The sequence below is a fragment of the Desulfovibrio cuneatus DSM 11391 genome (assembly GCF_000430005.1).
GTDB classification, from domain to species: Bacteria; Desulfobacterota; Desulfovibrionia; order Desulfovibrionales; family Desulfovibrionaceae; genus Frigididesulfovibrio; species Frigididesulfovibrio cuneatus.
In genome coordinates this window covers 64,887-76,472 of sequence record NZ_KE387017.1, presented here as the reverse complement: position 1 = coordinate 76,472, position 11,586 = coordinate 64,887, and the positions used below count along the sequence as shown (strand labels likewise).

General features: G+C 55.6%; 10 protein-coding genes and 1 riboswitch. All 10 genes read left to right on the top strand.

Annotated features, from left to right (window positions below; all coding sequences use genetic code 11):
- The first annotated feature begins 153 nt into the window (after positions 1 to 153).
- The 10 genes from G497_RS0112950 (at position 154) to trxB (ending at position 11,488) form a co-directional block, all read left to right on the top strand.
- Complete coding sequence (locus tag G497_RS0112950; RefSeq protein WP_027188457.1) at positions 154 to 1,350, top strand: NAD(P)/FAD-dependent oxidoreductase; 1,197 nt, start codon at positions 154 to 156, stop codon at positions 1,348 to 1,350.
- Between the two features lie 29 nt (positions 1,351 to 1,379).
- Positions 1,380 to 2,387 carry a proline racemase family protein gene (locus tag G497_RS0112945; RefSeq protein WP_027188456.1) on the top strand — a complete coding sequence of 336 codons (1,008 nt, stop codon included), beginning with the start codon at positions 1,380 to 1,382 and terminating at the stop codon, positions 2,385 to 2,387.
- A 94-nt stretch (positions 2,388 to 2,481) separates the two neighbouring features.
- Positions 2,482 to 2,802: a (2Fe-2S)-binding protein gene (locus G497_RS0112940; protein ID WP_027188455.1), complete on the top strand. Its 321-nt coding sequence runs from the start codon at positions 2,482 to 2,484 to the stop codon at positions 2,800 to 2,802.
- Between the two features lie 2 nt (positions 2,803 to 2,804).
- Complete coding sequence (locus G497_RS0112935) at positions 2,805 to 4,193, top strand: (2Fe-2S)-binding protein (protein WP_027188454.1); 1,389 nt, start codon at positions 2,805 to 2,807, stop codon at positions 4,191 to 4,193.
- Between the two features lie 117 nt (positions 4,194 to 4,310).
- Positions 4,311 to 5,108: an inositol monophosphatase family protein gene (locus G497_RS0112930; RefSeq protein ID WP_027188453.1), complete on the top strand. Its 798-nt coding sequence runs from the start codon at positions 4,311 to 4,313 to the stop codon at positions 5,106 to 5,108.
- A 203-nt stretch (positions 5,109 to 5,311) separates the two neighbouring features.
- Positions 5,312 to 6,625 (top strand): MFS transporter family glucose-6-phosphate receptor UhpC, encoded by a 1,314-nt coding sequence (gene uhpC, locus G497_RS0112925; protein ID WP_027188452.1) that lies wholly within the window; start codon positions 5,312 to 5,314, stop codon positions 6,623 to 6,625.
- A gap of 296 nt (positions 6,626 to 6,921) precedes the next feature.
- Positions 6,922 to 7,015, top strand: a riboswitch (glycine riboswitch).
- Between the two features lie 61 nt (positions 7,016 to 7,076).
- On the top strand, positions 7,077 to 7,577 hold the full coding sequence (locus tag G497_RS20240) for a GrdX family protein (RefSeq protein ID WP_051258123.1): 501 nt from the start codon (positions 7,077 to 7,079) through the stop codon (positions 7,575 to 7,577).
- On the top strand, positions 7,567 to 8,853 hold the full coding sequence (locus G497_RS0112915) for a glycine/sarcosine/betaine reductase component B subunit (protein WP_027188451.1): 1,287 nt from the start codon (positions 7,567 to 7,569) through the stop codon (positions 8,851 to 8,853). The genes G497_RS20240 and G497_RS0112915 overlap by 11 nt, the downstream gene beginning before the upstream one ends.
- Before the next feature lie 72 nt (positions 8,854 to 8,925).
- Positions 8,926 to 10,230, top strand: a complete 1,305-nt coding sequence (gene grdB / locus G497_RS0112910) for a glycine reductase complex selenoprotein B (RefSeq protein WP_084516292.1) — start codon at positions 8,926 to 8,928, stop codon at positions 10,228 to 10,230.
- 343 nt (positions 10,231 to 10,573) lie between these two features.
- Entirely contained in the window at positions 10,574 to 11,488 is a 915-nt protein-coding gene (trxB, locus tag G497_RS0112900) for a thioredoxin-disulfide reductase (protein WP_027188448.1), read from the top strand.
- Positions 11,489 to 11,586 lie beyond the last annotated feature (98 nt).

Genomic DNA, 11,586 nt, shown 5'->3' with positions numbered 1-11,586 from the left:
AACTTGCAGGAAAGAGCCAGGCACCCCTGCCAGAAAAGGTCGTTCTTTTGGCGGGGGGTACTGCCTTGGGAACCACGCAAACTGGTGTAGCTTAAGCACTTACGGTAACACGCCCAGGCCAAGCGGCACGGGTGCAACGGGAAGCAAAGCGCCATGAATAAACACGAAGTTGCGGATATTGTTGTTATAGGCGGCGGTGCTGTGGGCACAGCAGTGGCAGCCTGCCTGGCACGCGAAGGGGCCCAGGTCGCGCTGGTGGAACTGGGTGAATTTGCCTGGGGTTCCAGCCGCCGGTGTGATGGCCATGCAGTAACCTATGACAGCCCCCCAGGCTACTTCAGCCGTTTTTGCAAAATGGGCCTTGACCTTTTCCCCCAGTTTGCCCCCCTATTGCCCTGTGACATTGAATTTACTCCGGAAGGGCTCGGCCTTTTGGTGGACAATGAAAACGACCTGGAAACAGTGCGTGCCACCTATGAAGGCAAAAAAAACGAAGGCGTGCCCGTTGAGCTGTGGGAGCAAGACGAATTGCGCCGCCGTGAACCCAACGTGGCAGACCACGTGGTTGCCTGCCTGAATTTTATGGGGGATGCAAAGCTAAACCCCATGCGCCTTGCCTTTGGCCTTGCCCACATGGCAAAAGGCCACGGTGCAAACCTGTTTACCCGCACCCGCGTTACCAACATCGTGGTGGAAAACGGCCAGCTTGCCAGGGTGGAAACAACCAACGGAACCATTGCCACCCAAAAGGTTGTGCTGTGTGCCGGGGTGTGGACACCAGAACTGGCAGCCATGGCAGGTGTGCAGGTGCCCATCCGCCCGCGCCAGGGACAAATTCTGGTAACAGAACGGCTGCAAGGGCTGGTGGGTAAAAATTATGCGGAATATGGCTACCTTGCGGCCAAAGGCGGCGTGGCCCGCACAGGCGTTACCCCGGAAATGGAACGCTTTGGGGTAGCCTTTGTGGTGGAACCTTCCCACGCAGGCACAGTGCTGGTGGGCAGCAGCCGCCGCTTTGTGGGCATGGACATTGCCCCCCACCCGGAAGTTATGCGCGCCATTGCCAGCCGTGCCACCCACTTTTTTCCCAAGTTTAGCCAAACGCGCATCATTCGCGCCTATGCAGGGCTGCGCCCTGCCTCACCTGATGGCAAACCCATAATTTCCCCCACCCATATACAGGGGGTGTATGTGGCCGCCGGGCATGAAGGCAACGGCATTGGCCTTTCACTTATTACAGGCACCCTGGTTTCACAAATGTTACAAGGGCTTGAACCGGCCATAGAACTTGGCCCACTGCATATAGACCGTTTTGGCCTGAACCCGCCTGCCCTGCCAGCCCAAGCCTAACCCCAGCTTGCACCCATAAGGAAAATGCCATGCACGTTACCAATATCATTGAATCCATTGACACCCATACCGCTGGCAACCCCACCCGCAACCTTATTGCAGGCGTGCCGGATATTCCTGGCAACACCATGCAAGAAAAAATGGCCTATGCCAAAGAACACCTTGGCTGGCTAGTTTCTGCCGTAATGCAGGAGCCACGCGGGCACGGGAACATGTCGGGTACCATTTGGCTGCCCCCCTGCCACCCGGAAGCGCACATGGGTATTTTGTTCATTGATGCCAGCGGCCTTATGAGCATGTGCGGGCACAGTACTATTGGATGCGTTACCGCCATGCTGGAAAGTGGGCGCATTCCCATTACGGGGAAAATTACCGAAGTAAACATAGACACCGCCGCAGGCCTTGTACGCACGCGCGCCCTGGTGGAAAACGGAAGGGTAAAGCAAGTTACCTTCCGCAACGTACCCTCCTTTTTATACCGTAGCGGCACAGTGGAAGTGCCCGGCTTTGGCCCTGTGCCCTATGACGTGGCCTTCGGCGGTAATACCTATGCCATTACCGATGCGGCCAACATGAATAACCTGACCCTGCGCCCTGCCCATTTATCCGATATCATCAAAGCAGCCCAGGCCTTTGGTGAAGCCGTGCGCAAGGAAGTACCGTTTGTGCACCCTACAGACCCCTTCCTGAAGGGTATTTCCCACGTCATGTTCAACGCCAAGCCAGACGACCCCAAAGCCACTTTCCGCAACACCGTTATTTTCCTGCCCAGCTCGGTAGACCGTTCCCCCTGCGGAACAGGCACTTCGGCCCGTGTTGCCTCCCTGTTCGCCAAAGGCCAGCTTGGGCTGAACGAAGAATTTGTGCATGAAAGCATTATTGGCACCCAGTTTACGGCCCGCATTGTGGAAGCCGTTACCATAGGCACATGCAAAGGCGGCGTGCCGGAAGTTTCCGGCAGGGCCCACTTCACCGGGCTGCACAAGTTTGTCATCGACCCAGAGGATCCCCTGCGCTTTGGCTTCCGCATGGATTAAAGAACAACACGAAGGGCAAAGCCACATGCCAAATGAACGCCATGCAGCAAACGTAACAGAAGAATGGAATAATGAAGAACCCCTGAGGTGCAGCATGTTTAAGCCAGTTCTGCCAGCCCCTGACCCCACGGTAACCATTTTTGTGGAAGGCAACGCCCTTGTAGTACCGGAAGGCACCAGCGTAGCTGCCGCTGTGTTGCGTTACAGCATTCCCTATGCCCGTACAACAGCCATCAAGCACGAACAGCGCGGCCCTTTTTGCCTTATGGGAGTGTGCTACGAATGCCTTATGGAAATTAACGGCGTGCCAAACCAGCGGGCCTGCCTTGTACCTGTAAAGCAAGATATGCGCGTGCGGCGCCAGCAGGGTGCCCCCAACTTTACGGGCATTGCCCCCAGCGGCACAAAGGAATAGCCATGCAAACACATTGGAGCCTTGTGGTAATTGGCGCTGGCCCTGCGGGCATGGCTGCTGCCCTTGAAGCGGCCCGCCATGGTGTGCAGCCCTTAGTGCTGGACAGGCAACCAGAAGCTGGCGGGCAAATTTTCCGCTCTGCCGGAAGTGCCCAACCCGCAACAGTGCAAGCCATTGGTAAGGAATATGCCGAAGGGGCCTCCTTGTGCCGGGCCTTCACAAACGCCCCTGTTACCTTTTTGGCGGGGGCAGAGGTATGGCACATTGCTCCTGGCAGAATTTACTTCAGCCATAAAGGGCAAAGCCACGGCATTACGGCCGACCAAATCATTTTGGCTACAGGCGGTATGGAACGCCCTGTGCCCCTGCCGGGCTGGACATTACCCGGTGTGCTGGGGGCAGGTGCCACCGACATTTTACTGAAATCCGCTGGTATATTGCCCGAAGGGCCTGTGGTGCTGTGTGGCAACGGGCCATTATTGTTACAAACAGTCAGCCACCTTTTGCACTTTGGGGTGCGCGTGGCAGGGGTGGTGCTTACCGGAAATCTCAGCAACCCCATAAAAGCCCTGCCTGCCCTGCCTGGGGCACTGGCCCGCCCACAGTACATGGCCCATGGCATGGGCCTTGGCCTGAACATGGCCCTGCGCACCCGCTGCTACCCAGGGGCCACTCAGCTTGCCATTGAGAAAGAGAAAAACAACTTGCGTGTTTCTTTCTACTTTGCTGGCAAAACACGCCACGTGGAAGGCACCACAGTATTGCTGCACGAAGGGGTTGTTTCTGAATCGCGCATTACCCGCCTTGCCGGGGTGCGCCATGTGTGGAATCCCCGCCAACGCTACTGGCATGCGGAAACTGACACGTGGGGCAACACCTGTGTGGCTGGCCTGCGCTGCGCGGGGGACGTTGCGGGGGTGCGCGGGGCTGCCGCCGCAACAGCACGGGGCACCCTGGCAGCCCTTGATGCCTGCTACACCCTTGGCAAAATCACTCCGGAACAACGTAACACCTTTGCCCTGCCGGAACAGCGCCGCCTGCGCCGTTGCGAGGCCATGCAACCATTTATGGATACCGTTTTTGCCCCCAGGCTGGAATGCCTGCAACCGGCAGACAGCGCCATTGTGTGCCGTTGTGAAGAACTCACCGCCAAAACCCTGCGTGAAGCTATTATGGCTGGCAGCTATTCCCCAGACGGCCTGAAGTCTCAAGCTCGCCCCGGCATGGGCACCTGCCAGGGGCGCATGTGCGCTGCCCCTGTGGCGGAAATGATAGCCCAAGCCCATAACATTCCGCTGGAATGCATTGAACCATACAGGGCACAACCACCCCTGTTCCCGTTAAATTTTGGAGAGATGGCAAGCCTCACCTGCCCCCCAGAGGGCTTGTAACAACAGGGCAATTTCCAACGTTTCTGTTCACGAAATTTGCAGTAGTAATTTTTGCCACACACTGCAGCACGCACACAACAACTTTTACAGACCCTTACAGGTCAAATGGAGTTTGAAATGAGCGCAGAATACGAAAAGTTCCTCAAGGTTGCCATGCAGGCAGCCGACCGTTCACGTGAAATGTTAACTGAACACAGGGCGAAATACCTGCGCGGCAATTACAGCTTTAAGACAAAAGGCGATGCCAGCCCAGTAACAGAAACAGATGAACGGGTAGAACGCGAAGTGTGCGGCATTATCCGCCAGGCTTTCCCTGACCACGGCATGCTGGGGGAAGAATACGGGGCCAGTTCGGCAGACGCCGAATACGTGTGGGTAATTGACCCCATTGACGGCACCCGCCAGTTCATTGTGGGCTACCCCTTTTATGGAACGCTTATTGCCCTGTGCCGCAATGGCTCGCCCGTTCTTGGCGTGGTTGAGATGCCTGTAATGGCTGAACGCTGGGTTGGGGTGCATGGCATGCCTTCCACCGTAAACGGCCTGCCCATTGGCACCCGCGAGCACGACGACATGGGCACCGCCCTTGCCGCTTCCAGCAACACAGAATTTGTGTTCCCGGAAGATAAAGCGGCCTATGAATACCTGCGTACCTCCACCAAGTGGCGGGTATATGGTGGGGCCTGTTATGGTTACATGAGCCTTGCCGCAGGTAAAATAGACCTGTGTTACGACAGCGGCATTATGCGTGAAGTGGATTACTGCGCCCTGGTGCCCATCATTGAAGGAGCCGGGGGCGTTATGTCTGATTGGGAAGGAAACCCCCTAACCATGCATTCCGGCATGAAAGTACTGGCAAGTGGCGACAAACGCCTGCACGCCAAAGCCCTGGAAGCCATTGCAAAACACCGCTAACTCCCACACGGAGTTTCCCTGAACACAGAAAGCACTCCTGTGCATTCCGGTACCACGTGGTAATACGCACAGCCATTCCCGCAGGTCGCCCTGCCTGCGCTACATATACATTTTCAATGCTGAAACACCGTTTGGGTTTCTGCAAGGTATTCAGTTCCAAACACTCGTTTCTCTGATGCACCCTTAACTCGCAGGAGAATCCCATGTTTGACTGGCTTAAAGCTTCCCCACCTCAGCCTGTAACCAAAAACGCAGAAGAAATTGACAAAGATTACAAGTATTGGCGACTGCACGTAATGGCCTCCATCTGGCTCGGGTATGCTGTGTTTTACTTCACCCGCAACAGTTACAAGTCCATTATGCCAAAAATGCTGGAAGACCTAGGGTTACAGCTTTCCGATGTGGGCATGCTTAGTACTATTTTTTACATTGTATACGGTTCATCCCGCTTTATTGGCGGCATTATGAGCGACAAGGCAAACCCCCGCTATTTCATGGGTATTGGCCTTATTATCACTGGTATTATCAACATTCTATTTGGCATGAGTTCTTCTGTGGCCATGTTCGCCCTGCTGTGGGGCTTGAACGCCTTCTTCCAGGGCTGGGGCTGGCCCCCCTGCACAAAAATTCTCACCACTTGGTATTCGCGTAATGAACGCGGCTTCTGGTGGGCAATGTGTAACACGTCCCACAACGTGGGCGGGGCCATTATTCCCTTGCTGGCCGGGTACCTTGCTGTGCATTACGGCTGGCGTTACGGCATGGTTATCCCCGGTATTATCGGCATTGTTGCCGGGGTGCTGGTATGCCTGCTGCTGCGCGACAGGCCAGAATCCATGGGTTTACCCAAAGTGGGTGAATGGCGCAACGACGAACTGGAAATTGACCAGGTCAAGAAAAGTGACAACACCCTTTCCACCTGGACAATTCTGAAAAAATACGTCCTTACCAACAAATACATTTGGCTCCTCGCCCTTTCCTACGTGCTTGTATACGTCGTTCGCATTGGGGTAAACGACTGGGGCAACCTCTATTTGGTGCGTCAGCATGGTGTTGACCTTGTGGTGGCAAACTCTGCCATTACCATGCTGGAAATTGGCGGCTTCATTGGCACCATTGTGGCTGGTTGGGGGTCAGACGTTCTTTTCCGTGGCAACCGCGTGCCCATGAACATCATTTTCATGCTGGGCATCATGTTGTCTGTTGGGGCCCTGTGGCTGTTGCCCCTTACCAGCTATATTGCCCTTGGCACCGTGTTCTTCCTCATCGGCTTCTTCATTTTTGGCCCCCAAATGCTCACGGGCATGGCAGCGGCAGAAGTGGCCCACAAAGAATATGCAGGCACAGCCACCGGGTTTGTGGGCTTGTTCGGCTATATGGGCGCAGCTATGACCGGCCTGCCTGTGGCAAAAGTGATTGAAGGCTTTGGCTGGAACGGCTTCTTTATTGTCATGGTTGCCGCATCCCTGCTTTCCGCCATCCTTATCGTTCCCATTATCAACCCTAAGAAAGTGTAGCGCTATGGTGTGGCAACAGCCTTGCTGCCACACCGTACATTTCTCTACTTGGTCAGATGTTTCTCGTTCTCAAGCCAGGGCTTGTGCCATTCCATTCACAAAGAACAAACTCTGGCCATCCGTCTCACATTTCGGAGATTGGGAAAATTTTCTCAATCTCCGACAAAGACACTTGCATTCTACAGGGGAGGAATAGTATAATGGCGTAACGTGATGATGCATTTTTCCTTTACTGTACAGTATAGTACGAGGCAAACGGGAAACGCGGCAAAACCGCCCCCCACTGCCCAACGCGGTTGAAAGCTATGTGAGAGTTTGCTGGAATTTTCCGGCAACGCCGAAGGGGAAAGGGCAACCGAATCTCTCAGGCCCAAGGAGCATGGCTGGACGCACTCTGAAGTAGGCATGAACGCTTATAACAGGGCTAAACCCCAACGGGGGGGCTATTGTTATGGTGTTTGTGCTTTTTTCAAACAATCCGCTTATGCGCGTTCTGCGCTTTCCTGGCTGGGAACTGGGCCTGACGCCTGTTTCCTCACTGGATGTGCTCCTTGCAGGGCGCAACCGGGTGCATGCCGGGTGGCAGCTTTTGCACCACCCGCTGTACGGTAATTACAGGCCGCACCAGCAGCCTTACCGCTCTCTCTTGCTCCAAAACAGCACAGCCTCCACCATTCAGGCAAATACACAGGCCACCACACAGCAAGCACAGGTAAACCTTACCTCCCTGCATCTTGTGGAGGAAGCTCTGGGTATTTACCAAACCGCCCCGGTGCTGTTGCCGCACCAAGCCCCCCATTCATTCCTGCGCGACTGCGCCACCATTGACCTTGAACTGATGCGCCTGCCCCTTGCCCAAGCGGGGTGGGCTGAACTTGGGCTTGAAGGCGGCATACCGCCCTTCCTGCCTGATACCTTATTGCCCTGTACTGGAGGGAACTGTGAAGCTTGAATTGCATAAGGCTCCCGTGCGCTCCCTGCGCTTCGGTCCGCAAACAACCCTGGAAAATGATGTTCTGGTTATCAACCAGCAGGAACTACAAGCCCTGCTGCTTGAAGACCCACGCCTTGCCGCGGTTACGGTTGATTTGGCCCACCCCGGCGAGAGCATTCGTATTATGCCCGTAAAAGACGCTGTGGAACCACGTTGCAAACTCTCTGGTGGCAACGAAGTGTTCCCCGGCTTTATTGGCGGTGTGGAAACAGTGGGCCAAGGCGCAACCTTTGTGCTGGAAGGTGCCACCGTGCTCACCACAGGCCGCCTTGTGGCCCCGCAGGAAGGTATTGTGGACATGAGCGGCCCCGGCGCAGCCTACACCCCTTTTTCCAGCACCTGCAACATTGTGCTGGGCCTTACCCCGCGTGAAGACGTGACCCTGCATGAAGCAGAAGCCACCTGCCGCATGGTGGGGCTTAAAGCCGCCCATTACCTGGCCTGCCGCTGCAAAGCAGCAAAAGCAGCCCGCGTGGAACACTATGCATTCCCCCCCCTGGCAGAAGCCATGGCAGCCCACCCCGGCCTGCCCAAGGTGGCCTATATTTACATGCTCCAATCGCAAGGGCTGCTGCACGACACCTGGGTATACGGTGTTGATGCCAAAAAAACCCTGCCCACCCTTATCAGCCCCACAGAAATAATGGACGGTGCCGTTATTTCCGGCAACTGCGTTTCTGCCTGCGATAAAAACAACACGTACGTGCACCAGAATAACCCCATTATCAAAGCCCTGTATGCCCGCCATGGCAAAGAAATCAACTTTGTGGGCGTTATCCTGACCAATGAAAACGTGACCCTGGCAGACAAGCAGCGCAGTTCTTCCTATGCCGTAAAACTGGCCAGCATGCTGGGTGTTACCGCCGCCGTTATTTCCGAAGAAGGCTTTGGCAACCCCGACGCCGACCTGGTGCTTAACTGCGTGAAAGCAGAAAGCGCAGGCATTAAAACCGTGCTGGTCACAGACGAATATGCCGGGGCCAACGGGGCAAGCCAGTCGCTGGCAGATTCCTGCCCGGAAGGGACCGCCGTGGTCACGGCTGGCAATGCCAACGCCACCATTGTGCTGCCCCCCATGGCAAAAGTACTGGGCGACCCGGCCCAGGCCGACGTGATTGCTGGCGGCTTCTTCGGTTCCCTGCGGGCCGACGGTTCCATGGAAGTGGAACTGCAAGCCATTCTTGGGGCCACCAACGAGCTAGGGTTCAATAAAATTGGGGCCTACACCATTTAAGCTATCTCTCAAGCCGCCTGCGGCGGCATGTAAAGCACGCAACACCCCATGGGGTGATAAAGGAGAATATTCATGGCATATCGTGTTATTCATTACATAAACCAGTTCTTTGGCGGCGTTGGCGGCGAAGAAATGGCAGACCACAAGCCGGAAGTGAGGGTGGGGCAGGCTGGCCCTGCCATGGCCCTGCATGCAGCCCTGAAAGGTGAAGCAGAAGTGGTTGCCACCATTGTGTGCGGCGACAACTACTGCGTGGCAAACCAGAAAGAAGTGGCAGCCCTGGTGGCCACTACTGTAAAGAAATACAAGGCAGATGCCCTGGTGGCAGGCCCGGCCTTTAACGCAGGCCGCTACGGCATGGCTTGCGGCACCGTGTGCGCGGCTATAGGCGAAGCGTGTGGCATTCCCACCGTTACCGCCATGTTTCCTGAAAACCCCGGCGTAGAACTGTATAAGGCAGGCACCTACATTATTCCGGCGGCAGACAGCGCCCGCGGCATGGGCCAGGCCATTCCGGCCATGGCTGCCCTGCTGCTGAAATTACTGCGCAAAGAAGCCCTGCAAAGCCCGGAAGCTGAAGGCTATATTGAGCGCGGGGTACGGGTGAACATGTTCTACGAAAAGCCCGGTGCAGAACGCGCTGTAGACATGCTGCTGCTGAAACTGGCAGGCAAGCCCTTTACCACAGAATATAAAATGCCCGTGTTCGACAGGGTAACACCGCGCCCCGGCATTACCAACATGGCAGGGGCCACCATTGCCCTGGTGACCTCCGGCGGAATAGTGCCCAAAGGCAACCCGGACCACATTGCCGCTTCCAGTGCCCGCAGCTACGGCGAATATGACATTGCCGGGGTGAACGACCTGACAGACACAACCTACCAGACCGCTCACGGCGGGTATGACCAGACCTTTGCCAACCAGGATGCAGACAGGGTGCTGCCCGTAGACGTGCTGCGCGACCTGGAAAGAGAAAAGAAAATTGGCAAGCTCCACCACCTGTTCTACTCCACTGTGGGTAACGGCACAGCCGTTGCCAGCGCCAAAAAGTGGGGGGAAGAAATTGGCCAAAAACTGAAGGAGGCCAACGTACAGGCGGTTATCCTCACATCCACGTGAGGAACTTGTACGCGTTGCGGTGCAACGCTTGCAAAAGCTATTGAAGAAGCTGGCGACATGCCTGTTGTGCACATGGCCTCCATTGTGCCCATTTCCCAAAGCGTGGGTGCCAACCGCATCATTCCCACGGTGGCCATTCCTTACCCCTTGGGGAACCCCACCCTTTCCCCCGCAGAAGAAAAAAAATTGCGCCGCGGTCTGGTGGAAAAAGCCCTGAAGGCTTTGGGGGCCGATGTCACCGAGCAAACCGTCTTCTAAAGAAACGCTGATTTATTCCGTTTGGCGGCGTTACTTCACTTTTTTTGAAACAGTCGAGGACGGAAGAGTCCACTCCTGCTTCAAAAAAAGCTCGTGCCTTGCCAAACAAAATAACTACGCGTTTCCCAAGTGCCCTTGAATGAGTGATCTTCTCAGGAAATACTGTTTTTGGGTTGGCGGCGTTTCTTCACCTTTTTACCAAAGGGGGCAGGGCCAAAGAGCCCACCCCCTTTGGTAAAAACGCTTGCGCCTTGCCAAACACAAAAAATACAGCGTTTTCTGATGCCTCATTGTCAATTTGTTAAAAGGTGCAACATAATAGCAGCAAAGGAATGAAACGCACATGGAAACACATGAGCTGGTTATTATAGGCGGCGGTGCCGCCGGGCTTACCGCAGCCATTTACGGCAAGCGGGCCGGGCTGGACCTTGTGGTGCTGGAAAAAACCAGCCACGGCGGGCAAATTCTTATTACCAATGAAGTGGAAAACTGGCCCGGCATCAAGGCCATCAGCGGGCCGGACCTGGCCCAATCGTTTTACGACCACGCCATGTCCCTGGGTGTGGAATTTCGCAATGCGCTGGTGCGCGGCATTACCCCAGGGGAAAAGCACCACACTGTGCATACCGATGCAGGCGATATTGCCGCAAAAGCCATTATTGTGGCTACAGGGGCAACATTTCGCCGCCTTGGCTGCAAGGGTGAAAACGACCTTATTGGCGCTGGTGTCAGCTTTTGCGCCGTGTGCGACGGGGCCTTTTTTACCGATGAAGAAGTGGCGGTTATTGGCGGCGGCAACACCGCCGTGGAAGAAGCCTGTTACCTTACCCGGTTTGCTTCCAAGGTATCCATTGTGCACCGCCGCGACGAATTCCGGGCAGACCGCATGGCAATAGACCGTGCCTTGAAGAATGAGAAAATTGTGGCCGTGTGGGATAGCGTCGTGGAAAGCATAGACGGTGAAGGCCTTGTGGAAGGCATAACCCTGAAAAACGTCAAAACAGGGGAGCTAAGCACCCTGCCCGTTGCCGGGGTATTTGTGTTTGTGGGCACCGTGCCCACCGCCACGTTCCTCAATGGACAACTGGACAGGGTGGATGGCGGCTGGATAGCCACGGATGAGCGCCTCCAAACTTCTGTGCCGGGCATTTTTGCCGCAGGCGATGTGCGCAACACGCCCTTGCGGCAGGTTGTTACCGCAGCGGGCGACGGTGCTTTGGCAGCCATGTCCGCCTATCACTTTATCGTCACCCATTGATTACTAGTCTTTTTTGTTCTGCCTGTGTCAGGTTCGTTGTGTGCGACGCTCATGTATGCCTCAATACACATCGCCCCGCACACAACTTCCCTTCCTGG